General features: G+C 72.5%; 21 protein-coding genes. 11 read left to right on the forward strand and 10 right to left on the reverse strand.

From position 1 onward, the window contains the following. Positions 1–51: 51 nt before the first annotated feature. Positions 52–1,269, reverse strand: coding sequence for a sensor histidine kinase (locus ABZ899_RS14255; RefSeq protein WP_361345329.1), 1,218 nt, complete (start codon positions 1,267–1,269; stop codon positions 52–54). Positions 1,270–1,397: 128 nt separating this feature from the next. Between ABZ899_RS14255 and ABZ899_RS14260 the strand changes: the two genes are divergently transcribed. Next, positions 1,398–2,399, forward strand: a complete 1,002-nt coding sequence (locus ABZ899_RS14260; protein WP_361345331.1) for an SAM-dependent methyltransferase — start codon at positions 1,398–1,400, stop codon at positions 2,397–2,399. 26 nt (positions 2,400–2,425) lie between these two features. On the opposite strand, the gene ABZ899_RS14265 is transcribed toward ABZ899_RS14260, so the two are convergent. Further along, positions 2,426–3,577 carry an NADH-quinone oxidoreductase subunit D gene (locus tag ABZ899_RS14265; RefSeq protein ID WP_361345333.1) on the reverse strand — a complete coding sequence of 384 codons (1,152 nt, stop codon included), beginning with the start codon at positions 3,575–3,577 and terminating at the stop codon, positions 2,426–2,428. A gap of 31 nt (positions 3,578–3,608) precedes the next feature. On the opposite strand from ABZ899_RS14265, the gene ABZ899_RS14270 reads away from it, so the two are divergent. Further along, positions 3,609–4,127, forward strand: coding sequence for a PH domain-containing protein (locus ABZ899_RS14270; RefSeq protein WP_361345335.1), 519 nt, complete (start codon positions 3,609–3,611; stop codon positions 4,125–4,127). Next, a complete protein-coding gene (locus tag ABZ899_RS14275; RefSeq protein WP_361345337.1) occupies positions 4,124–5,458 on the forward strand; it encodes a PH domain-containing protein in 1,335 nt (444 codons plus the stop codon). Before ABZ899_RS14270 ends, ABZ899_RS14275 begins: the two co-directional genes overlap by 4 nt. A gap of 54 nt (positions 5,459–5,512) precedes the next feature. Here ABZ899_RS14275 and ABZ899_RS14280 read toward each other — a convergent pair whose 3' ends face one another. Beyond that, positions 5,513–6,955, reverse strand: a complete 1,443-nt coding sequence (locus ABZ899_RS14280; RefSeq protein ID WP_361345339.1) for a hypothetical protein — start codon at positions 6,953–6,955, stop codon at positions 5,513–5,515. A 116-nt stretch (positions 6,956–7,071) separates the two neighbouring features. Next, entirely contained in the window at positions 7,072–8,217 is a 1,146-nt protein-coding gene (locus ABZ899_RS14285) for an alpha/beta hydrolase-fold protein (RefSeq protein WP_361345341.1), read from the reverse strand. Between the two features lie 180 nt (positions 8,218–8,397). On the opposite strand from ABZ899_RS14285, the gene ABZ899_RS14290 reads away from it, so the two are divergent. The 6 genes from ABZ899_RS14290 (at position 8,398) to ABZ899_RS14315 (ending at position 13,452) form a co-directional block, all read left to right on the forward strand. Further along, positions 8,398–10,224: a phosphatidylglycerol lysyltransferase domain-containing protein gene (locus tag ABZ899_RS14290; protein ID WP_361345343.1), complete on the forward strand. Its 1,827-nt coding sequence runs from the start codon at positions 8,398–8,400 to the stop codon at positions 10,222–10,224. A 66-nt stretch (positions 10,225–10,290) separates the two neighbouring features. Continuing rightward, on the forward strand, positions 10,291–11,181 hold the full coding sequence (folP, locus tag ABZ899_RS14295; protein WP_361345345.1) for a dihydropteroate synthase: 891 nt from the start codon (positions 10,291–10,293) through the stop codon (positions 11,179–11,181). After that, the gene (locus tag ABZ899_RS14300) at positions 11,178–11,684 is read left to right on the forward strand and encodes a nuclear transport factor 2 family protein (RefSeq protein ID WP_361345347.1); all 507 of its coding nucleotides are present in this window, start codon (positions 11,178–11,180) and stop codon (positions 11,682–11,684) included. Before folP ends, ABZ899_RS14300 begins: the two co-directional genes overlap by 4 nt. Before the next feature lie 247 nt (positions 11,685–11,931). Further along, positions 11,932–12,291 (forward strand): dihydroneopterin aldolase, encoded by a 360-nt coding sequence (gene folB / locus ABZ899_RS14305; RefSeq protein ID WP_361345349.1) that lies wholly within the window; start codon positions 11,932–11,934, stop codon positions 12,289–12,291. After that, the gene (gene folK / locus ABZ899_RS14310) at positions 12,288–12,899 is read left to right on the forward strand and encodes a 2-amino-4-hydroxy-6-hydroxymethyldihydropteridine diphosphokinase (protein ID WP_361345351.1); all 612 of its coding nucleotides are present in this window, start codon (positions 12,288–12,290) and stop codon (positions 12,897–12,899) included. Before folB ends, folK begins: the two co-directional genes overlap by 4 nt. Before the next feature lie 61 nt (positions 12,900–12,960). After that, on the forward strand, positions 12,961–13,452 hold the full coding sequence (locus ABZ899_RS14315) for a DUF3180 domain-containing protein (RefSeq protein ID WP_361345353.1): 492 nt from the start codon (positions 12,961–12,963) through the stop codon (positions 13,450–13,452). 7 nt (positions 13,453–13,459) lie between these two features. Here the strand turns inward: ABZ899_RS14315 and folE are convergent, their stop codons facing one another. The 6 genes from folE to dacB form a co-directional block, all read right to left on the reverse strand. Continuing rightward, positions 13,460–14,065 carry a GTP cyclohydrolase I FolE gene (gene folE / locus ABZ899_RS14320; protein ID WP_361345355.1) on the reverse strand — a complete coding sequence of 202 codons (606 nt, stop codon included), beginning with the start codon at positions 14,063–14,065 and terminating at the stop codon, positions 13,460–13,462. A 141-nt stretch (positions 14,066–14,206) separates the two neighbouring features. Beyond that, positions 14,207–16,246, reverse strand: a complete 2,040-nt coding sequence (gene ftsH / locus ABZ899_RS14325; protein ID WP_361345776.1) for an ATP-dependent zinc metalloprotease FtsH — start codon at positions 16,244–16,246, stop codon at positions 14,207–14,209. Positions 16,247–16,420: 174 nt separating this feature from the next. Continuing rightward, on the reverse strand, positions 16,421–16,981 hold the full coding sequence (gene hpt / locus ABZ899_RS14330; RefSeq protein ID WP_361345778.1) for a hypoxanthine phosphoribosyltransferase: 561 nt from the start codon (positions 16,979–16,981) through the stop codon (positions 16,421–16,423). A gap of 120 nt (positions 16,982–17,101) precedes the next feature. Next, positions 17,102–18,265, reverse strand: a complete 1,164-nt coding sequence (gene tilS, locus ABZ899_RS14335; protein WP_361345357.1) for a tRNA lysidine(34) synthetase TilS — start codon at positions 18,263–18,265, stop codon at positions 17,102–17,104. A 211-nt stretch (positions 18,266–18,476) separates the two neighbouring features. Then, the gene (locus tag ABZ899_RS14340; RefSeq protein WP_361345359.1) at positions 18,477–19,610 is read right to left on the reverse strand and encodes a zinc-dependent metalloprotease; all 1,134 of its coding nucleotides are present in this window, start codon (positions 19,608–19,610) and stop codon (positions 18,477–18,479) included. A gap of 79 nt (positions 19,611–19,689) precedes the next feature. Then, a complete protein-coding gene (gene dacB / locus ABZ899_RS14345; RefSeq protein ID WP_361345360.1) occupies positions 19,690–21,252 on the reverse strand; it encodes a D-alanyl-D-alanine carboxypeptidase/D-alanyl-D-alanine-endopeptidase in 1,563 nt (520 codons plus the stop codon). 79 nt (positions 21,253–21,331) lie between these two features. Here dacB and ABZ899_RS14350 point away from each other — a divergent pair, with 79 nt between their 5' ends. Continuing rightward, positions 21,332–21,823, forward strand: coding sequence for an inorganic diphosphatase (locus tag ABZ899_RS14350; protein WP_250402346.1), 492 nt, complete (start codon positions 21,332–21,334; stop codon positions 21,821–21,823). Between the two features lie 117 nt (positions 21,824–21,940). Beyond that, positions 21,941–23,572, forward strand: a complete 1,632-nt coding sequence (locus tag ABZ899_RS14355) for a threonine/serine exporter family protein (RefSeq protein WP_361345362.1) — start codon at positions 21,941–21,943, stop codon at positions 23,570–23,572. The last annotated feature ends 36 nt before the right edge of the window (positions 23,573–23,608 follow it).

The raw sequence follows: 23,608 nt of genomic DNA on the forward strand, positions 1-23,608 counted from the left end.
CTTTCGGGCTTCCGGTTTCTTCCGGGTCCCTACGAGTGTGCCGGGGCCGTGTCAGTGGGCCGGTTTCAGCGGCAGCAGCGCGCTGATGCGGAATCCTCCGCCCGGCCTCGGTCCGGCGTCCAGGGTTCCGCCGACCATGCCGACCCGCTCGCGCATGCCGATCAGGCCGTGCCCCCGGCCGTCGGCGCCGCCGTCCTCGTACAGCTCGTGCGGGGCGCCCTTGCCGTCGTCCTCGACGAGCAGCCCGAGGCCGTCGTCGAAGTAGACCAGGCGCACGCTCGCCCCGGCGTTGGGTCCGCCGTGCTTGCGGGTGTTGGTGAGCGCCTCCTGCACGATGCGGTACGCCGTGAGCTCGACGCCGCTGGGCAGCGGGCGCGGGGTGCCCTCGACCTTGAAGTCGACCGGCAGCCCGGAGCTGCGGCACTGCTCGACGAGCTCGTCGATCTGGTCGACGTCGGGCTGCGGGACGTACTCGCCGGTCTCCTGGTGCTCGCCGGTGCGCAGCACGCCGAGCAGGCGGCGCATCTCGGCGAGGGCCTGCCGGCCCGTGGACGAGATCGTCTCCAGGGCCTTCTTGGCCTGGTCGGGGGCGGCGTCGAGGACGTAGGCGGCGCCGTCGGCCTGCACCACCATCACGGAGACGTTGTGCGCGACGACGTCGTGCAGCTCGCGCGCGATACGGGCGCGTTCGGCGGCGACCGCGACCTTCGCCTGGGCCTCGCGCTCCTTCTCCAGCCGGGTCGCGCGCTCCTCCAGCTGCTCGTAGTAGGCGCGGCGGGTGCGGATGGAGTCGCCGAGCACCCAGGCGAGGGCGAACGGCACCGTGAGGAAGATGATCAGCGCCACATTGCTCAGGACGGTGGCCTCCTGCTCCGGCCACCGCAGCTGGGACAGGGGCGCCGCGCACAGGCCCGCGCCCAGCGCGAGCCGTGAGGCCCACCGGGTGCCGGTCGCGGCGACGGTGTAGGTGATCACCAGGAAGGCGAAGTCGGAGGGCGTGGTCGCCACGTCCAGCACCAGCTGCATCAGCCCGACCCCGATGGCCAGCAGCAGCATCTTCTCCGGCATCCGCCGGCGCAACGCGATGACCAGGGACAGCAGCAGCAGGACCGGGATGATGACGGCCTCGGACCCGGTGCCCTGGCCGCCGGCCTGCCCGCCCCCCGGCTGGACGGCCACGCTCACCGCGGAGATCCCGAACAGGAGGACGGCCCAGAAGGTGTCGACCCCGGTCGGGTGCCTGCGGAGGAAGTCATAGAGGCGCTGCACGTGACCCAGCGTAGGGACACCAGATGCGTGCAGGGGTCAACCGGAGGGCCGATCCCCGCCCCGCGCGCGTACTCCGCAAGGTGGAGGGCCCGCTCTCCTGTACGCGGGAAGGGGCCTAGCCTGGGCCGGTGGCAGCAGAGGCGACCGACGCGTGGCAGGGGTGGCGGGCGGCGGCGGAGTCCGCCCTGTACGGGCCGGAGGGCTTCTACCGCCGCCCGGAGGGACCGGCCGGGCACTTCCGGACGTCCGTGCACGCCTCGCCGCTCTACGCGGCCGCGGTGGCCCGGCTGCTGTGCCGGGTGGACGCGGCGCTGGGGCGGCCGGAGACCCTGGACCTGGTCGACATGGCGGCGGGCCGGGGCGAGCTGGTGACGGGGGTGCTGGCCGCGCTCCCCACCGAGGTGGCGGCCCGCACGCGCGCGTACGCCGTGGAGATCGCCGCCCGCCCACCGGGACTGGATCCCCGGGTCACATGGCTGGCCGAGCCGCCGGGGCGGGTGACGGGCCTGCTGTTCGCCAACGAGTGGCTGGACAACGTCCCGGTGGAGGTCGCCGAGGTGGACGGCTCGGGAGTGCCGCGCCGGGTCCTGGTCCGGCGGGACGGCGCCGAACGCCTCGGGGAGCCGGTGACCGGCGCCGAGGCGCGATGGCTCGCCCGCTGGTGGCCCCTGCCCGAGGAGGGCGGCGAGGGGCTGCGCGCCGAGATCGGGCTGCCCCGGGACGAGGCGTGGGCCGCCGTGGCCGGCACGCTGGAGCGGGGCCTGGCGGTCGCCGTGGACTACGCGCACACGCGCCTGTCACGGCCGCCCTTCGGCACGCTGACGGGCTTCCGGGACGGGCGGGAGACGGCCCCTGTGCCGGACGGCTCGTGCGATCTCACCGCCCATGTGGCGCTGGACGCGTGCGCGCTGCCCGGCGCCCGTCTGCTCTCCCAGCGCGAGGCGCTGCGCGCCCTCGGGATCACCGGCGCACGCCCCTCACTCGAACTCGCCTCCACGCGCCCCGCCGAGTACGTGCGCGCCCTCGCGAGCGCCGGTGAGGCCGCCGAGCTGACGGCGACGGGCGGGCTCGGGGACTTCGGCTGGCTGCTCCAGCCGGTCGGCGTCCCGGACGTCCTGGACGCCCGGTGAACCGCGCGTGACGATCCCGTCCAGGGCTACTTGTCGATGTCCCCGACCACGAAGAACAGCGACCCCAGGATCGCCACCATGTCCGCGACCAGCGTCCCCGGCAGCAGCTCCACGAGCGCCTGGATGTTGTTGTACGAGGCCGAGCGCAGCTTCAGCCGGTACGGCGTCTTCTCGCCCTTGCTGACGAGGTAGTAGCCGTTGATGCCGAGGGGGTTCTCGGTCCACGCGTACGTGTGCCCCTCGGGCGCCTTCAGCACCTTGGGCAGCCGCTGGTTGATCGGCCCCGGCGGCAGCTGCGCGAGCCGGTCGAGGCAGGCGTCCGCGAGGTCGAGGGAGTTGTGCGTCTGCTCCAGCAGGCACTCGAACCGGGCGAGGCAGTCGCCCTCCTCCCGGGTCACCACCTTCAGGACGTCACCGAGTTCGCCGTAGGCCAGATACGGCTCGTCCCGGCGCAGGTCGAAGTCGACGCCCGAGGCGCGCGCGATCGGCCCGCTGACGCCGTACGCGTGCACGGCCTGCGGTGAGAGGGCGCCCACGCCCCGGGTGCGCCCGCGGAAGATCTCGTTGCCGAGGACCAGGTCGTCGAACCGGTCCATGCGGGAGCGCACGCCGGCGACGGCGCCCCGCACGCGCGTGGCCCAGCCGGCCGGGAGGTCTTCCTTGAGGCCGCCCACCCGGTTGAACATGTAGTGCATGCGCCCGCCGGAGACCTCCTCCATGACGTGCTGGAGTTCCTCGCGCTCGGTGAAGGCGTAGAAGATCGGCGTGATCCCGCCCAGCTCCAGCGGGTACGACCCGAGGAACATCAGGTGGTTGAGGACGCGGTTCAGCTCCGCCAGCAGCGTCCGCGTCCACACGGCGCGCTCCGGCACCTCCATGCCGAGCATGCGCTCCACGGCGAGGACCACGCCCAGCTCGTTGGAGAAGGCCGACAGCCAGTCGTGCCGGTTGGCGAGCATGATGATCTGGCGGTAGTCGCGGGCCTCGAAGAGCTTCTCCGCGCCGCGGTGCATATAGCCGATCACCGGCTCGGCGCTCACGATGCGCTCGCCGTCCAGGACGAGCTTGAGGCGCAGCACACCGTGCGTCGAGGGGTGCTGGGGGCCGATGTTGAGCACCATGTCGGTGCTCTCCGCGGCGCCGCCGATACCGACCATGGTCTCCGTCGTAGGAGTCATGGACCCAGTCTCCCCTACGTACGCTGGCCCCATGGAGACGGGGAGCCCGAAGGACACGGGAATCACGCCGGAGGCGCGCACGGGGGACGAACCGGTGTGGACCGCGCTGCCGCCGGGGCTGCTGCGGATGCGCCGGCTGCTGCTGGTGGTGTGGCTGGGACTGCTGACGGCCGGACTGGGCGGGCTGCTCGGCTGGCTCGCCGGGCCCGGCTGGGCGGCGTTCGCCGCACTGCCGCCGGCCCTCATGGTGTGGGGCTGGGTGATGCTCGAACGCAACTGGCGTTCCTGGCGCTACGCCGAGCGCGCCGACGACCTGCTGATCAGCAGGGGCGTGCTGTGGCGCGAGGAGACGGTCGTGCCGTACGGCCGCATGCAGCTGGTGGAGGTCACCTCCGGGCCGGTGGAACGTCACTTCGGGCTGGCCAGTGTGCAGCTGCACACGGCCGCCGCCGCGACCGACGCCACCATCCCCGGCCTCGACCCGGCCGAGGCGGAGCGGCTGCGGGACCGGCTCACCGAGCTGGGCGAGGCCCGATCGGCGGGCCTGTGACGACCCCGGGCGCCGAAGGCGCCCTGCGCGAGGCGCGGCCCGTGCCGGAGCGCCGGCTGCACCCCGTGACGCCGCTCAGGCGCGCGTGGGCGCCCGTCGCCGTGCTCATCGGGTGGGCGGTGCACGACCCCGACCAGGCGCAGCGCCAGCTGACCCGGCTGACGACCACGACCCTGCTGATCGCGCTCGCCGTGCTGGTCCCGGCCGCCGCCCTGTACGGCTTTCTCACCTGGTGGTACACGCACTTCGCCGTCACCGACACCGAACTGCGCATCCGTACGGGCCTGGTGTTCCGGCGCACCGCGCACATCCGGCTGGAACGCGTCCAGGCCATCGACGTCACCCAGCCGCTCCTCGCGCGCGTGGCGGGCGTCGCCAAGCTGAAACTGGACGTCGTCGGCACGGACAAGAAGGACGAACTCGCCTTCCTCGGGGCGGAGGAGGCGCGCGCCCTGCGTGCGGAACTCCTCGCGCGCGCAGCCGGGTTCGCGCCGGAGACCGCCCACGAGGTGGGCGAGGCGCCCTCCCATGAGCTGCTGCGGGTGCCGCCGCGCGTCCTCGCCGTCTCCCTCGTCCTGACCGGCGCGACCTGGGGCTCGCTGGCCGCCGCGCTCGTCGTGCCGACCGTGCTGTGGCTGGTCACGGAGAGCGCGTGGACGGTCCTCGCCACGGCGGTCCCGCTGGTCGGTGCGGCCGGCGCGGCCAGCGTCGGACGGTTCGTCACCGAGTACGACTGGACGGTGGGCGAGTCGCCGGACGGGCTGCGCCTCGACCACGGCCTGCTCGACCGCGCCCACGAGACGGTGCCGCCGGGCCGGGTGCAGACCGTACGGCTGGTGGAGCCGCTGCTGTGGCGGCGGCGCGGCTGGGTGCGGGTGGAGCTGGACGTGGCGGGCTCGTCCAACTCGGTGCTGCTGCCGGTCGCCCCGCGCGAGATCGCCGAGTCGGTCGTCGCCCGGGTGCTGCCCGGGGTGACCGTTCCGCCGCGGGAGGCGCCGGCGCGTCCGCCCCGGCGGGCGGGCCGGTGTGCGCCGCTGTGGTGGCGCGGGCACGGACTGGCCGTCACGGACGCGGTGTTCGCGGCCCGCTCGGGTCTGCTGAGCCGCAGCCTGGCCCTCGTCCCGCACGCGAAGGTGCAGAGCGTACGGCTCACCCAGGGGCCCTGGGAGCGGCGTTGGAACGTCGCCGACGTGCACGTGGACACCGGGGCCGGCAAGACCGTCACCGCGCGGCTGAGGGACGCCGGGGAGGCCGCGGAGCTGCTGCGGACGCAGGCCGAGCGGTCCCGCACGGGGCGCCGGGACGCACGGCCGGACCGCTGGATGGTGTGACAAGCACGAGGGGGGCGCCGGAGACCGTCGTCCCCGGCGCCCCCCTCGCACGGGTCAGGAGACCGCGCTGCGCAGTCCCTGGAGGTCGATGTGCTCGGTCTCGTCGTGGGCCGTCAGGTCGATGACCTGGCCGATGCCGCGGGACCGCTCGTCGGCGGGCTTGAACTCCGCCTCCGCCTCGGCCTTGTGCAGGGCGAGGGCCTCCTCGCCGACCACGTCGGCCAGGTCCTCGTTCTGCACGGACTCCAGCGCGGCGGGCCCGGTCTCCTTCTGGGTGCCGAAGAAGTCGAAGCCGCCCTCGACCGCGGGACGCCGCACGGGTGTCGCGGGGACGACGGCCACCGCGGTCGGCTCTATGAAGTGGCCCGAGGGCCGGCGGGCCGGCGGCAGCGTGGGCTGGACCGGGGCGGACGCTCCGGTCTGGGTGGTGGCGGCCGCGCGCTGGTGCCCGTCGGCCGCCGCGGACTTCCCCTGCGGGTCGTCCTCCGGCGCGCGCTCCGTCTCGGAAGCCGCGGTGCGCGCCGTCTCGGGCGCGCCCGCGCCGGCCTTCACGGCCCTCCGGCCGGAGGGACCCCGCGGCGGGACGTGCTGCGGGGGCTCACCCTTCGGGGAGCCGCCGACCGGCGTCCCGTCGGCGTCCTCGGCGGCGGCGACGTCCTCGGCGGCGGCGGTGTCCTGAGGGGCGTCGGTGTCCTGAGGGGCGGAGTCGTCCGCGGGTTCCCCGGCGGCTTCCGCGTCCCCGTCCGCGCTCTCCTCGGCCTTGCCGTCCCGCGCGTCCTTGTCGTCCTCGTCGAACCGCGACAGGGCCGCCTTGGCCCGCAGGAACAGACGGGAGCCCTCGGGGGAGAAGACCGCCGGGGCCTCCTCGCCGGACTCCGTGTCCTCGGCCGCCGCGGCCTCGTCCGGTTCCACCGCTCCGGCCTGGTCCAGCGCCTGAGCGTCCGCCAGTGCCTCGGCCGCGGCGCTGTCCTCGCCGGCCGGGGCGGCCACGGCCCCGTCAGCGGCGGCGGCCGCGCCCGGCGGCAGAGCGCGCGCGGGCGTGGTCGCCTCTATCTCCAGGACCCGGCGCTCCTCCAGGACGCTCGCCCGCTCGGTCTCCGCGGTGGCGTAGCGGCGCAGCAGGGCCGCGTGCTCGTTGCGCAGCTTCGCGAGCTCGGCCCGCTTGGCGCGCAGTCGCTGCTCCAGCTTCTGGCGCAGTTCGCGGGACTCGTCGAGGTCGGTCTCCAGTTCGGCGACGCGTTCCTCGTGCCGCCACTCGTCGCTCGCCCGCGCGCGCGTGAGGTCGGCGACCTGTTTGCCCGCCTGGGCGTCCCAGCGGCGCATGACGACCGCGCCGACGACCGCGGTGACCGCGGCGGCCGCGGCCAGGCCGCGCAGCACGACGGGTTCGGTGAACACCCAGGGCGCCAGTGCCCAGACGACGGACACGCCTGCGATCGCCGACGGGGGCAGCACCCTGTGCAGGGGCGGGGAATGACGGTGACGTCCACGTGGCATGGCCAGAAACTTACCGCGCGTAGGCGATTCTTGGAGCCCCGCCCCGTAAAAACACGGCCATCCCGCGCCGTTCACACGGCATCAGGAATCACATTCACCGCCGAATTGACCAGGAATCAAGATCGGAGCGGCGCTTCGGCCCTTCCCGGGGTGCCCAGCCGCTCGCCCATCCACTCCAGCGTCGCCGGAATCTCGCGCCGCCAGGTGTTGAAGTTGTGCCCGCCGCTTTCGAGGATGATCGAGGAGATCCGCGTCCGCTTCGTCGCTTTCACTCGCTCGATGAACTTCAGGGTGTCCTTGTAGTTCGATTCGCCGGCCTTGCTGCTGCTGACGAGGAGCGAGGTGTCCGGGGCGGGCAGGTGCTCCAGGCACCACCGCAGGTCGGCGCGGTCGCGCAGGGCCCGGTCGCCATGGAAGAGGTCACCGGTCGTCGCGTCGACGGGCGCCTTGTAGTAGGCGGAGAGCCCGGCCCCCGCGCCGAACACCGCGGGGTGGTGCAGGGCGAGCTTCAACGCGCAGTACCCGCCGGTGGAATCACCGATCACCCCCCAGCCGCCGGGCTGTCCGCCCACCCGGTAGTGGCCGCCGACGGCATCGGGCAGATCCTCGGCGAAGAAGCTCTCGGTCTGCGGCCCGCCGGGGATGTCCACGCATTCCGTGTCCCGGGGCGGCGCCACGGTCGGGCGCATCATCACCAGCACCATCGGAGGCATACGGCCCTGATCGGCGAGCCGCGCCGCCGTCCGCGGATAGTCGAGCTTGTCCACCAGCGCCCGGGCCGTCCCCGGATAGCCGGTCAGGACGACGGCCGCGGGAAACGCCCGGGTGCGAAATCCCGGATGGAAATACTCCGGTGGCAGATAGACGTACGCGGACGTGGCGATACGGGTCGTACGGCCCACGATCTCGACCTTCTGGACCTGTCCGCTCACCGCCGGGTCCCCGCTCGCCGACCCCGGCACCCGCCGCGTCTCCACGACGCGCAGCGGACCGCCCGGCGGGGTGTGGTCGACCACAACCCCCATGCGCTTCTCCTGCCCGAACAGGTCGGCCCAGTCGGCGTAGAACCCGAAGGCCTGGTTCGCGGTGAGGCCGACCGAGGTGAACAGCGCCACCTGCGTACCCGGCAGCAGCCCGACCCGCCCCGCCACGGCCCGGACGCTCCGCCGTGCCAGCCGTGGCCACAGCCACACCGTGCCGGCGAACAGCCCCACGGCCGTCAGGACCGCCAGCGCCAGCACCTTGTCGCTCGTGAGACCCATCGATGGTTACCCGTCCGCGCTTTCCTTGGCCTTTGAAAACGGTTTAGGGGAGCCGAGTGAACCTCTTCCCCCACGACACCGTCCTAGAGGGCGCAATGTCGCCGGATGCCCGAATCGGCACCGGATCCAAATCTCTCGCAGAACTCATGGGATGCGATGTCTGTCAGGACAGATGTGGAAATGTCGGGCGGGGTTCCGCAACGGGCGAGCCGGATACGGCATCTGTCGGACCGGCTGCGGCCGCTTCTGCTGGGCCCGCGCCCCGAGTCCGCCCCCCTCCTGGTCGGACGGGCCTGCGCCCTGGTCGGCCTGCTGAACGTCGCCGCGGGCGTCTTCCCGCGCTTCCGGCACAGCCGGATGCACGCCCTCGCCGAGGTGCTGCCCGGCGCCTTCGGCCCGTTCGCGGCCGCGCTGTCGCTCAGCGCCGGTGTGCTCCTGCTGCTGCTCGCCCACGGGCTCAGGCGCGGCAAGCGGCGGGCGTGGCGCGCGGCCGTCGTCCTGCTGCCCGCCGGAGCGGTGGCCCAGTTCACCTACCGCCACTCCGTCATCGGCGTCCTCATCTCCGTCTGGCTCCTCGTCACCCTGCTGCGCCACCGCGACCAGTTCGTGGCCCTGCCCGACCCGCGCAGCCGCTGGCGGGCCCTGGCCAACCTGATCCTCATGGGCGCCGGCTCGCTCGCCCTCGGACTCGTCATCGTCAGCGCCCACCCGGGCACGCTCCTCGGTGACCCGAGCCTGGCCGACCGCATCAGCCACGTCCTGTACGGCATGGCCGGCTTCGAGGGCCCCGTCGACTACCGGGGCAGCACCTCCTGGACCGTCGCCTTCTCCCTCGGCGCCCTCGGCTGGATCACCGCCGTCACCACCATCTACCTCGCCTTCCGGCCCGAACACCCGGCCGCGCACCTCACCGAGGACGACGAGGCACGCCTGCGCGCCCTGCTCGCCCGGCACGGCGGCCGGGACTCCCTCGGCCACTTCAGCCTGCGGCGCGACAAGGCCGTCGTCTTCTCCCCCAGCGGCAAGGCCGCGGTGACCTACCGCGTCGTCTCCGGCGTCATGCTCGCCAGCGGCGACCCCATCGGCGATGTCGAGGCGTGGCCCGGCGCCATCGAGCGCTTCATGGACGAGGCCAAGGCCCACTCCTGGACCCCGGCCGTCATGGGCTGCTCCGAGACCGGCGCCGAGGTCTGGACCCGCGAGACCGGGCTCGACGCCCTGGAGCTGGGCGACGAGGCGGTGGTGGACGTCCCGGATTTCTCGCTCACCGGCCGCGCGATGCGCAACGTGCGCCAGATGGTCAAGCGCATCGAGCGCGCCGGTTACGAGACCCGGGTACGCCGCGTCCGTGACCTCGGCGACACCGAACTGGAGCGCGTACGGCGCGCCGCCGAGGACTGGCGCGGCACCGACACCGAGCGCGGCTTCTCCATGGCCCTCGGCCGCGTCGGCGACCCCGCCGACGGCGACTGCCTCATCGCCACCGCCCACAAGAGCGACGCGGAGCCCGGCCCCTACGGCGACCTCAAGGCCATACTGCACTTCGTGCCCTGGGGCACCGACGGAGTCTCCCTGGACCTGATGCGCCGTGACCGCTCCGCCGACCCCGGCATGAACGAACTGCTGATCGTGGCCGCCCTCCAGGCCGCCCCCAGGTTCGGCATCGCGCGCGTGTCGCTCAACTTCGCCATGTTCCGCTCGGCCCTCGCCCGCGGCGAGAAGATCGGCGCGGGACCCGTCCTGCGGGCCTGGCGCGGCCTGCTCGTCTTCCTCTCGCGCTGGTTCCAGATCGAGTCCCTGTACAAGTTCAACGCCAAGTTCCAGCCCCGCTGGGAGCCCCGCTTCGTCGTCTACCGCGCCTCCGCCGACCTCCCCCGCCTCGGCATCGCCGCCATGCAGGCCGAGGGCTTCGTCAACCTGGCCCTGCCGCGCTTCCTGCGCCGCCGCGGCGCAGCCCCGCGCCCCTGCCCGCACCGCGTCACGGAAGGGGACGTCCGGGCCGCCTGAGGCCCCGACCAGGGCGGGACCGGGCCGCGGCACGTCACCGCCCCGGCTTGGGCCTACGCTGAACGTATGAGCAAGCAGAGCGGACGCGGGCGGGTCGCGGGCCTTCCGCAGTGGGGCCGGTGCGCGGTCATGGGAGTCGTCAACGTCACCCCCGACTCCTTCTCCGACGGCGGCCGCTGGTTCGACACCACGTCCGCCGTCAAGCACGGCCTCGCGCTGGTCGAGCAGGGCGCCGACCTCGTCGACGTCGGCGGCGAGTCCACCCGCCCCGGCGCCACCCGGGTCGACGAGGACGAGGAGCTGCGCCGGGTCATACCCGTCGTCCGCGGCCTCGCCGCGGAGGGCGTCACGATCTCCGTCGACACCATGCGCGCCTCCGTCGCCGAGCGGGCCCTCGCCGCCGGCGCCGCCCTCGTCAACGACGTCAGCGGCGGCCAGGCCGACCCCGCGATGATCCCGGCCGTCGCCGCCGCGGGAGCCCCCTTCGTCGTCATGCACTGGCGCGGCTTCCTCCAGGGCGGGAACGTCAGGGGTGTGTACGCCGACGTCGTCACCGAGGTCGTCGACGAGCTCCACGCGCGCGTGGACGCCGTCCTGGCCGGCGGCATCGCCCCCGACCGCGTCGTCGTCGACCCCGGCCTGGGCTTCTCCAAGGACGCCGAGCACGACCTCGTCCTGCTCGCCCACCTCGACCGGCTGCACGCCCTCGGGCACCCGGTCCTGGTCGCCGCCTCCCGCAAGCGGTTCCTCGGCCGCGTCCTCGCGGGCCCGGAGGGCGAGCCGCCGCCCGCCCGTGAACGCGACGCCGCGACCGCCGCCGTCTCGGCGCTCGCCGCGCACGCCGGCGCCTGGGCCGTACGCGTCCACGAGGTGCGCGCCACCGCCGACGCCGTACGCGTCGTGCACGCCATCGAGGAGGCGCGCGGTGGCGCAGCGGGACGCGAAGGAGCCCGGTGAGCGCCCCGCACACCGACGTCGAGCAGGTGGAGGCCGTCAACACCGCCTTCTACGAGGCGCTGGAGCGCGGCGACTTCGAGACGCTGTCCTCGCTCTGGCTCACCCCGTCCGACCTGGGCGTCGACGAGAGCTACCACGACCCGGCCGACGTCGGCGTGGTGTCCTGCGTGCACCCCGGCTGGCCCGTGCTCACCGGCCGGGGCGAGGTCCTGCGGTCGTACGCGCTGATCATGGCGAACACCGACTACATCCAGTTCTTCCTGACTGACGTGCACACCTCCGTCACCGGTGACACCGCGATCGTCACCTGCACCGAGAACATCCTCAGCGGCGGCCCCGCCCCCGAGGGGCACGACGACGAGCTCGGGCCCCTCGTCGGACAGCTCGTCGTCGCCACGAACGTGTATCGGCGCACACCCGACGGCTGGAAGATGTGGACCCACCACGCCTCCCCCGTCCTCGCCGAGACCGACCCGGAAGAGGGCGACGAGCCCCCCGGCTGAGTGGGAACGCGGGCCACAGGGAGCAAGAGGTGGTTGGAATCACGCGGCCGCGGGTAGGGGCGGCTACCGACCCGTGAGCCGCCGCGATCCCAGAGGACACACGCGTCGTGCCTTCTGGGGTGGCGGATCGGGCCGCGCCCCCGCGGCCCGGCCCTGTCGGTGCCCGCGGGTAGATTCGGTCGAGGCCGGTGTGCCGCCCGCACACGGCACCGACCGGCCGTCACCGACGACTGCAGGAGTGATTCGCGTGGATCGTGTCGCGCTGCGCGGCCTGAGGGCCCGCGGGTACCACGGTGTGTTCCCCGAGGAACGCAGGGAGGGCCAGACCTTCGTCGTGGACCTCGTCCTCGGCCTGGACACCCGGCCCGCCGCCGCCGACGACGACCTGGCGAAGACCGTGCACTACGGCGTCGTGGCGGAGGAGGTCGTGGGCGTCGTCCAGGGCGAACCGGTCAACCTCATCGAGACGCTCGCCGAGCGCGTCGCCCAGGCCTGTCTGAAGCACGAAGGCGTCCGGGAGGTCGAGGTCACCGTCCACAAGCCGGACGCGCCGATCACCGTGCCCTTCGACGACGTGACCGTCACCATCACCCGGAGCCGAGTATGACCGCACCGTTCATCAAGGGCCCCAGCGACCCGACCGTCCAGCCGGTACCCGCCTCCGTCGTCGACAGGGTCGACGCCGCCGACACCACCCTCCACAACCCGAAACGGGCCGTGATCTCCCTCGGGTCCAACCTCGGCAACCGCCTGGAGACCCTGCAGGGCGCCGTGGACGCCCTGGCGGACACACCGGGTCTGCGCGTCAAGGGCGTCTCCCCCGTCTACGAGACGGAGCCCTGGGGCGTCGAGCCCGGCAGCCAGCCGTCGTACTTCAACGCGGTCGTGGTCCTGAAGACCACCCTGCCGCCGTCCTCGCTGCTGGAGCGGGCCCACGCCGTCGAGGAGGCCTTCCACCGCGTCCGGGACGAACGCTGGGGCGCCCGCACCCTCGACGTCGACATCGTCGCCTACGCCGACGTCGTCTCCGACGACCCGGTGCTCACCCTCCCCCACCCGCGCGCCCACGAGCGGGCCTTCGTCCTCGCGCCCTGGCTCGACCTGGACCCGGAGGCCCTGCTGCCCGGCCACGGCGCGGTCGCCGACCTGCTCGGCACCCTCACCCGCCGCGGCGTCGTCCCCCGCCAGGACCTGGAACTCCGGCTGCCCGAGTAGTCGTTAAGGTCAAGAGCCGGCCCACACTCCGTGGGGCCCCGGGGGGAGCTGAAGGGACACCGTGAGAGAGCTGCGCATCAGGATGCTGGTCGGCGTGTTCGTAGTGGCCGGAGTCCTGTCCTGGGCGGGCGCCCGCCTGTGGAACTCGGTGGGGACCCTGCCCAGCGTCCCCCTGGCCGCCCCCATCGTGCTGGCGATCATCGCCGTGATCCTGCTGTCCACGGCGCTGTCCATCCGCTCCCGCCTCAAGGCGCAGCGCGAGCGTGACCCCGAGGCCAAGGGCGTCGACCCCCTGATGGCGGCCCGCGCCGTCGTCTTCGGCCAGGCCAGCGCCCTGGTGGCCGCCCTGGTCGCCGGCATGTACGGCGGCACGGGCGTCTTCCTGCTGGAGCTCCTGGACATCCCCGCCCGCCGCGACCAGGCCATCTACGCCGGCTTCTCGGTCGTGGCCGCCGTCGGCGTCGTAGCGGCCGCCCTGTTCCTGGAGCGCGTCTGCAAGCTCCCGGAGGACGAAGACGACCACAACGGCACGGGGGCGGCCCCGACCACCTAGCGCCGGCTCAGCGGGCCAGGATGAGGCTCATCGCCTCGGCGCGGGTCGTGGCGTCGCGGAGCTGACCGCGCACCGCCGACGTCGTGGTCTTGGCGCCGGGCTTGCGGATGCCCCGCACCGACATGCACATGTGCTCCGCCTCGATGACCACGATCACGCCCCGGGCCTCCAGGATCCGCATCAGGGAGTCGGCGATCTGCGTGGTGAGACGTTCCTGCACCTGCAGCCGTCGGGCGAACACCTCGACCAGCCGGGCGAGCTTCGACAGACCGGTGATCTTGCCGCTCTCCGCCGGGATGTAGCCCACGTGCGCCACGCCGTGGAACGGCAGCATGTGGTGCTCACAGAGGCTGACGATCTCGATGTCCTTCACGAGCACCATCTCGTCGTGACCGAGGTCGAAGGTCGTCGTCAGCACGTCCTCGGCATCCTGACGCAGCCCTGCCAGCAGCTCCCGGTACGCCCGCGCCACCCGCGCCGGCGTCTCCTTCAGGCCCTCGCGGTCCGGGTCCTCGCCCACCGCGAACAGCAGCTCCCGTATGGCGGCCTCGGCGCGCTTCTCGTCGAACTCGCCTATGCGGCCTTCGCCGTCCAGCGTCACCGGGTCGGTCATCTGCTGCCTCGTTCCTTCGCGGGTGGCGCGTATGGGTCACGCGTCTGAACTGCGGTCATACGGAAATGCCGCGCCCCCCAGGCTAGAACCCTGGGGGGCACGGCATCCATTCCGGTCCCGGTCACCGACCGGGTGGGAGCGTCAGCTCTCGGGGCGCTCCTCGGGGGCCGGCTCGGTCGCCGGGGCGGGGTCCGTCACCGTCGACTTGGCGGTGCTGATCGCCGGGGTCGTGCCGTTGGCGCCGTTCGTCAGTGCGAGCTCCTTCGGGGAGAGCACCGGCGGGCGGGTCGACGGCGTACGGCGCGAGGAACCGGTCCAGGCGGGCCGCGGCGGCCGCTTGACGATGGGGGCGAAGATCTCGGCGATCTCCGCCTTGCCCAGCGTCTCCTTCTCCAGCAGGGCCAGGACGAGGTTGTCGAGGACGTCGCGGTTCTCCACCAGGATTTCCCAGGCTTCGTTGTGCGCGTTCTCGATGAGCTTCTTGACCTCCTCGTCCACCAGGGCGGCGACCTCTTCCGAGTAGTCGCGCTGGTGAGCCATCTCACGTCCGAGGAACGGCTCGGTGTTGTCGCCGCCGAACTTGATGGCGCCGAGACGCTCGGTCATGCCGTACTGCGTGACCATCGCGCGAGCCGTGGCCGTGGCCTTCTCGATGTCGTTCGCGGCGCCCGTGGTCGGGTCGTGGAAGACGAGTTCCTCGGCCGCGCGGCCGCCCAGCATGTAGGCCAGCTGGTCCAGCATCTCGTTGCGGGTGGTCGAGTACTTGTCCTCGTCCGGGAGCACCATCGTGTAGCCGAGGGCACGGCCTCTCGACAGGATCGTGATCTTGTGGACCGGGTCGGAGTTCGGGGAAGCCGCCGCGACCAGGGCGTGTCCGCCCTCGTGGTACGCGGTGATCTTCTTCTCCTTGTCCGACATGATCCGGGTCCGCTTCTGCGGGCCCGCCACGACGCGGTCGATGGCCTCGTCCAGCATGTGGTTGTCGATGAGCTTCTTGTCGGAGCGGGCCGTGAGCAGGGCGGCCTCGTTGAGGACGTTGCTCAGGTCGGCACCGGTGAAGCCCGGCGTACGGCGGGCGACCGCCGACAGGTCGACGTCCGGGGCGACCGGCTTGCCCTTCTGGTGGACCTTCAGGATCTCCAGACGGCCCTGCATGTCGGGGCGGTCGACGGCGATCTGCCGGTCGAACCGGCCCGGGCGCAGGAGGGCCGGGTCGAGGATGTCGGGACGGTTCGTGGCGGCGATGAGGATCACACCGCCCTTGACGTCGAAGCCGTCCATCTCGACGAGCAGCTGGTTCAGCGTCTGCTCGCGCTCGTCGTGCCCGCCGCCGAGGCCGGCGCCGCGGTGGCGGCCGACCGCGTCGATCTCGTCGACGAAGACGATCGCCGGGGCGTTCGCCTTGGCCTGCTCGAACAGGTCACGGACCCGGGAGGCACCGACACCGACGAACATCTCGACGAAGTCGGAACCGGAGATCGAGTAGAAGGGCACGCCCGCCTCGCCGGCGACGGCGCGCGCGAGGAGCGTCTTACCGGTGCCGGGAGGGCCGTAGAGCAGGACGCCCTTGGGGATCTTCGCGCCGACGGCCTGGAACTTGGCGGGCTCCTGGAGGAACTCCTTGATCTCCTGGAGCTCCTCGACGGCCTCGTCCGAGCCGGCGACGTCGGAGAACGTCGTCTTCGGGGTGTCCTTGGTGATGAGCTTCGCCTTCGACTTCCCGAAGTTCATGACCCGGGAGCCGCCGCCCTGCATCTGATTCATCAGGAACAGGAAGACGACGACGATGAGGACGAAGGGAAGCAGGGACAGCAGGATGCCGACGAACGGGTTCTGCTTGGAGGGCGAAACCGTGTAGCCGTCGGGGATCTGCTTCTGCTGGTACTTGTTCTGCAGGGTGTTGGCGATGCCCACGCCCTGGTCGCCGATGTAGCTGGCCTGGATCTTGGTGGATCCCTCGACCTTCACACCGTCTTTGAGCTGGACCTTGATGTTCTGCTCGTCGCCAGTGGTGATCTTGGCCGACTCGACCTTGTTCTCATTGATCGCCTGGACGACCTGGCCGGTGTCCACCGTCTTGTAGCCGCCGGACGAGCCGACGACCTGCATCAACACGACCACGGCAAGGACGGCCAGCACGATCCACATGACCGGCCCACGGAAGTATCGCTTCACGTCCATCCATACGGAGCGGTGCCGCCCCGTCCCTCCTGCCATAGTGAGTTTGATAAGACAGTTCTTCTGACGGTACCCCAGCTTCGACGCCCGTAGCCGCACGGGACGGCCGTCAAGCCCGTCTGCTTGCTCCAACGGCGCGATGCCCGCCGGGGTTCCCGATCTTCCTACGGGGCGGGGTCAGCCGCCGTAGACGTGGGGCGCGAGGGTACCGACGAACGGGAGGTTGCGGTACTTCTCGGCGTAGTCGAGGCCGTAGCCCACGACGAACTCGTTGGGGATGTCGAAGCCGACCCACTCGACGTCGATGGCCACCTTGGCCGCGTCGGGCTTGCGCAGCAGCGTGCACACCTTGAGGCTCGCGGGCTCGCGGGAGCCGAGGTTGGACAGCAGCCACGACAGGGTCAGGCCGGAGTCGATGATGTCCTCGACGATCAGGACGTGCCGGCCCTTGATGTCGGTGTCGAGGTCCTTGAGGATCCGCACGACCCCGGAGGACTGGGTGCCGGCGCCGTACGAGGAGACGGCCATCCAGTCCATGGTGACGGGGGTGGACAGCGCCCTGGCGAGGTCGGCCATGACCATCACCGCGCCCTTGAGCACACCGACGATGAGCAGGTCCTTGCCCGCGTACTCAGCGTCGATCTTCGCGGCCAGCTCTGCCAGCTTCGCGTCGATCTCTTCCTTGGTGATGAGCACCTTCTTGAGGTCGGCACCCATGTCTTTCGCGTCCACCCGCATCACTTTCGGTCGGTCGTCCCGCTTCTGCACGGCTCACGGCCCTACGGCTGACGTCCCCCGCGGGAGTCCGGGGCCTTCCGGGTCCGGAGGCCCGGTATCTCCCTGTGGGGTCGTTTTTTTTCAGCCTTGCCGAATCACCAGTCTGCCACCCTGGCGGCGGGCGACGACTTTGCCGGGGAGGTTGATGGCCCCCTGGCCGCGCCAGCCGGTGATCAGGCGGTCGACTTCCTCGACGTGCCGGGCGAAGAGCGAGCCGGCGGGTGCGCCCGCCTCGATGGCGGCCCGGCGCAGGATCCGGCGGCGCACCGCGGGCGGCAGCGTGTAGAGCTTGGCGCAGTCGAGGAGTCCGGCGGCGTCACGGACGGCGGTCTCGGCCTGGCCGGCCCAGGCGTCGAGGGCGTCGGCGTCGTCGCGGGAGAGCTGGGCGGTGCGGGCGAGGGCTTCGACGACACCTTTGCCGAGCGCCTTCTCCAGGGCGGGCAGGCCCTCCTGGCGCAGCCGGGAGCGGGTGTAGGCGGGGTCCGAGTTGTGGGGGTCGTCCCAGACGGGCAGGGCCTGGACCATGCAGGCCTTGCGGGCGGTCTGCCGGTCGAGGCCGAGGAAGGGGCGGCGGTAACGGCCGCCGGCCCCCGAGACCGCGGCCATCCCGGACAGGGAGCGGATGCCGGAGCCGCGGGCGAGGCCGAGCAGGACGGTCTCGGCCTGGTCGTCGCGGGTGTGGCCGAGCAGGACGGCGGCGGCGCCGTGGCGTTCGGCCGCGTCGTCGAGGGCGGCGTAGCGGGCGTCGCGGGCGGCGGCTTCGGGCCCACCGCCGCGGCCGACGGTGACGGCGATCGACTCGACCGGGTCGAGGCCGAGTTCGCGCAGGCGCAGGGCGACTTCCTCGGCGCGCAGGTCGGAGCCGGGCTGCAGACCGTGGTCGACGGTGATGCCACCGGCGCGGATGCCGAGTTTGGGGGCCTCGAAGGCGAGGGCGGAGGCGAGGGCCATGGAGTCGGCGCCGCCGGAGCAGGCCACGAGGACGAGCGGGGAGGGGGTTCGCTCGTGCGGGGTGGCGCGCCGGGGCGCACGCTGGGCCGGGCCGGGGAGGTCGTACGCCGTGTCACGCGCGGTGTCGTGGGCGACCCGCGCGGCGGCGACCGGCGTCACGGCCGGTGCCTGCGGCCGGGGGGCGCGGCTGCCGGGGGTGGGGACGTCGGTGGTTCGGTCGTGTTCGGTGAGGAGGTCGTGGAGTACGCGGCGAACCGCCAGGCGTATCGCCGCGACCGCAGGATGGGGACCCATGTCCGGTTCCCTTCATGAAGTTGTCCGGGGATGTGGCCGAGTTCGGTCACTCAGAGTGTGTAGATGGTGACAGAAGCGGGCCGTTCCCCGAGCATTGCACGCCTACCCATGGCTCACGGTCCCTCGGACGGGTGATTGGAGAGGCGTTCGCCTGCCGTCGGCCGATTTCTGTTCACGGCCGTCGTATGAGATGCGCGGCGAGCCGGGGGTGTCATCCGTCGGCCTTGCGGTGCACGCGGGCGATCCAGTCCGCCGGTGCGGCGATCTCCGCCTTGGTGGGGAGGGTGTTCGGGGACGTCCAGACGCGGTTGAAGCCGTCCACGCCGACCTGGTCGACGACGGCGCGGACGAAGCGCTCGCCGTCGCGGTACTGGCGGAGCTTGGCGTCCAGGCCGAGCAGCTTGCGCAGGGCCGTGTCGAGCCGGGAGGCGCCCTTGGCGCGGCGCTGCTGGAACTTCTCGCGGATCTCGGCGACGGACGGGACGACGGCGGGGCCGACGCCGTCCATGACGAAGTCGGCGTGACCCTCCAGGAGGGACATCACGGCGGTGAGGCGGCCGAGGACCTCCCGCTGGCCGGGGGTCTGGACGAGTTCGACGAAGGAGCGTCCGCCGTCGTCCTCCTCGGCCTCGGGCCGGCCGCCGACGAGGGACTGGGCGGCCTCGCGGACACGTTCCAGGATGGTCATCGGGTCGACGTCGGTCTCGCCGAGGAAAGACTGGATTTCGCCCTCGAGATGGTCCCGCAGCCAGGGGACGGCGCTGAACTGGGTGCGGTGGGTCTCCTCGTGGAGGCACACCCACAGACGGAAGTCGTGCGGGTCGACGTCGAGTTCGCGTTCGACGTGGACGATGTTGGGGGCGACGAGCAGCAGCCGGCCGCCGCCGTTGCCCCCGGCGGGGAGGTCACGGGTGGCCGGGGCGAACGTCTCGTACTGCCCGAGGACGCGGGAGGCCAGGAACGACAGCAGCATCCCGAGCTCGACGCCGGTGACCTTGCCGCCGACGGCGCCGAGGACCGCCTGGCCAGCGCCGGTGCCGCGGCGCTCCTGCATCTTCTCCAGCAGGGGCTTGAGGATCTCGCGGAACCCGGCGACGTTGGCCCGGATCCAGCCGGGCCGGTCGACCACCAGGACCGGGGTGTCGTGGACCTCCTCGGTGCCCATGCGGGTGAACCCGCGGACGTGTTCCTCGGAGGACTTCGCGTGCCGGCGCAGTTCCGCGACGACGGCCCTGGCCTCGTCGCGGCTCACCTCGGGGCCCGGCCGCACGAACCGGGTCGCAGTCGCCACCGCGAGGTTCCAGTCGACCATCTGAGAAGAAGCAGCACCACCGATGCTCGTCATGCGTCAACCGTACGTGAGCGTTCCCGGTCGGGGCAGGGCGTGAGAGCGGGCGTCCCGCGGGACGGTGCCCACGGGACGGTCACCGGCACCCGCAGGCGGCGAGGGCCGTGGCGGCCCGGTCGAGGGCGGTCTGGGCCGCGTCCCGGTCACTGGTGTCGGAGGCGAGGAACGCGAAGGCGAGCAGGCGTCCGTCCTGGTCGACGACGGTTCCGGCCAGGGCGTTGACGCCGGTGAGGGTGCCGGTCTTGGCGCGGACGACGCCCGCGGCGCCATCGGTGTAGCGGCTGGTGAGGGTGCCCGTGAAGCCCGCGACGGGCAGGCCGGTGAGGGCTGGGCGCAGTTCGGGGCGGGCGGGGTCGGCTGCGTGGGCGAGCAGGGCGGTGAGGAGGTCGGCGGTGAGGGCGTCGCGCCGGTCGAGGCCGCTGCCGTCCTTGAACGTGACGCCGGAGACGGGCAGTCCGAGCTTGCCGAGCCGGGCCTCGATGGCCTTGCCGGCGCCCGCGAAGTCGGGACGTTCGCCGCTCGCGAGGGCGGTGTGGCGGGCCAGGGCCTCGGCGATGTCGTTGTCGCTGTTGGTCAGCATGCGTTCGACCAGGGCGGTGAGCGGGGGCGAGGTGACCTGGGCGAGGGACTCGGCGCGGTTGGTGGCCTTGGAGGGGCCGGGCGCGCTGGTGCGCACACCGTGGTCGGCGAGGAGGTCGGCGAAGCGTTCCGCCGCGTCCCCGGCGGGGTCGTCGGTGCGGTCCGCGGTGCCGCTGCCCGAGTCGTTCAGGCGGCCCTCGTCGGCCATCAGGGCGCTGACGGGGGCGAGGTTCGGGTTCTTGCCGATCGGGTGCCGTTCGGAGCCGGCGTAGAGCGTCGTGTCGTAGGAGAGCGTGACCTTGCGCAGGCCGCGCTTCTTCAGGGCGTCGGCGGTCTTCGCGGCGAGGTCGCGCAGCCCGGCCCAGCCGCCGGTCTTCTCGCGGGCGGTGAGGGTGGGGTCGCCGCCGCCGACGAGCACCAGTTCCTTCGTGTCGGGTTCGAGGGCGGTGCGGGTGGTGAGGCGGTGGTCGGGGCCCATCGCGGTGAGGGCGGCGACGGCGGTGGCGATCTTGGTGGTGGAGGCGGGGGTGAGGGCCTCGGAGGCGCCGTCGCCGTAGAGACGCCGGCCGGTGGCCACGTCCACGACGGCGGCGCCGGTGCGGCGGCCGAGCTCCGGGGCGTCGAGGAGGGGACCGAGGACGGTGGCGAGTGCCTTGCCGTCGGGGACGGACCCGGCGTGGCCGGTGGCGGCGCCCAGGGCGGTGAGCACGGCGCCCGCGCTGGGCGCGGGGCGCGGGCCCCTGCCCCTCGCGCCGGAGGGGTCGGCGTCCCGGCCGTGATCTGTGCCACCCGTGCGCTCCTGGGCGGCCGCCCGGTCCCGCTCGGCCGTACGCTGACCGGTGGAGTCCCAGGGGCCCGCGGCGGTCACCACCGTGGCGGCCAGCGCCAGTCCGGCGGTGGCGGCGCCGGCGGTGTACTGCCAGGTCTTCGGCCTCGTGGCGCGTGCGAGACGTGGCCGCAGGGCGTCCGCGGCCCGCGTCAGTCGCGGTCCCACGGCGTTCGCGAGCCGCGTCACCCGCGGTCTCGCGGCTCGCCAAGGTCTCAGCTCTGGCACGACCACCAGCCCCTTTCGCGATCACACACCTGCGTGAGGGACACTTAATCACCAGAACTATGTGTTGATCATGGAGGAGCCACCGGTGGAGTTCGACGTCACGATCGAGATTCCGAAGGGTTCGCGGAACAAGTACGAGGTGGACCACGAGACCGGTCGTATCCGCCTGGACCGTCGACTCTTCACTTCGACCGCCTACCCGACCGACTACGGCTTCGTCGAGAACACCCTCGGCGAGGACGGCGACCCGCTGGACGCACTCGTCATCCTGGACGAGCCGACCTTCCCGGGCTGCCTCATCAAGTGCCGCGCGATCGGCATGTTCCGGATGACGGACGAGGCCGGCGGCGACGACAAGCTGCTGTGTGTCCCGGCCACCGACCCGCGCGTGGAGCACCTGCGCGACATCCACCACGTGTCGGAGTTCGACCGCCTGGAGATCCAGCACTTCTTCGAGGTCTACAAGGACCTGGAGCCGGGCAAGTCCGTCGAGGGAGCCGACTGGGTGGGCCGTACCGAGGCCGAGGCCGAGATCGAGCGTTCCTACAAGCGCTTCGAGGACCAGGGCGGCCACTGAGCCGTCCCCCTGCCGTTCCACGGACGGGCCGCACGCCTGGCGTGCGGCCCGTCCGTGTGTCTGTGCGTATGCGCATACTGAATACGGCGGAAGGTGTCGTTCAAGGAGAGCTGGTAGGTGACGGACGCGGAGGACCGCAAGCCGCAGTCGGACGAGGCGAGGATGGCGTTCACGCCGCCCGCCGGGGTGGAGATGGGGGACAGCGAGTCGGAGACCACGTCGGAGTTCGCGCTCCCCAAGGGTCTCGACGCCCCGCAGCCGCCTCCCCAGGAGCGGGAGGGCTCGGCCTTCAGCACGCCGCGAGGGTACGCCGCCGAGGACACCCTCCCCGGGTTCACGCCGCCGGGGGGCATCCCGCGGGTCAGCCTGACCAAGGACGTGCCCTGGCAGGACCGGATGCGCACGATGCTGCGGATGCCGGTGGCCGAGCGGCCGGCGCCGGAGCGGACACCGAAGACGGAGGAGGAGGGTCCGGCCGTCCCGCGCGTGCTCGACCTGACCCTGCGTATCGGTGAGCTGCTGCTGGCGGGCGGCGAGGGCGCCGAGGACGTGGAGGCCGCGATGTTCGCGGTCTGCCGGTCCTACGGCCTCGACCGCTGCGAGCCGAGCGTGACCTTCACCCTGCTGTCGATCTCGTACCAGCCGTCACTGGTGGACGACCCGGTGTCGGCGTCGCGCACGGTGCGCCGGCGCGGCACCGACTACACGCGGCTCGCGGCCGTGTACCAGCTGGTCGACGACCTCAGCGACCCCGAGAGCCACCTCTCCCTGGAGGAGGCCTACCGGCGGCTCGCGGAGATCCGGCGCAACCGGCACCCGTACCCGACCTGGGTCCTGACGACGGCCAGCGGGCTGCTCGCGGGCGCGGCGTCCGTGCTGGTCGGCGGCGGACTGCTGGTGTTCGTCGCGGCGGCCGTCGGCGCGATGCTCGGCGACCGGCTGGCGTGGCTGGCCGCGGGGCGGGGGCTGCCGGAGTTCTACCAGTTCACGGTCGCGGCGATGCCGCCGGCCGCGGTCGGGGTCGCGCTGACGCTGACGCATGCCGACGTGAAGGCGTCCGCGGTCATCACCGGTGGGCTGTTCGCGCTGCTGCCCGGGCGGGCGCTGGTGGCGGGCGTGCAGGACGGGCTGACCGGCTTCTACATCACCGCGGCGGCGCGGTTGCTGGAGGTCATGTACTTCTTCGTCGGCATCGTGATCGGCGTACTGGTGATCCTGTACTTCGGGGTGAACCTGGGCGCCAAACTCAACCCGGACGCGGCGCTGCTCGTCTCCGAGCGGCCGTACTGGCAGATCGCCGCGTCGATGCTGCTGTCGCTGACCTTCGCGGTGCTGCTCCAGCAGGAGCGGTCCACCGTGCTCGCCGTGACCCTCAACGGGGGTGTCGCCTGGGTGGTGTACGGGGCGATGCGCTACGCGGGCGAGCTGTCGCCGGTCGCCTCGACGGCGGTCGCCGCCGGCCTGGTCGGTCTGTTCGGGCAGCTGATGGCCCGCTACCGCTTCGCGTCCGCGCTGCCGTACACGACGGCCGCGATCGGGCCGCTGCTGCCCGGTTCGGCCACGTACTTCGGGCTGCTGTCGATCGCGCAGAACAAGGTGGACGCGGGGCTGGTCTCGCTGGCCACGGCGGCCTCGCTGGCCATGGCCATCGCGATCGGTGTGAACCTCGGGTCCGAGGTCTCCCGGCTCTTCCTGCGGATCAGCTCGCCGGAGAAGCGCCGCTCCGCCAAGCGGACGCGCGGCTTCTGAAACGGCGACGGACGCCCTCCGAGGAGGGCGTCCGTG

Origin of the sequence: Streptomyces sp. NPDC046859, from assembly GCF_040645135.1 — a bacterium.
GTDB lineage: Bacteria > Actinomycetota > Actinomycetes > Streptomycetales > Streptomycetaceae > Streptomyces.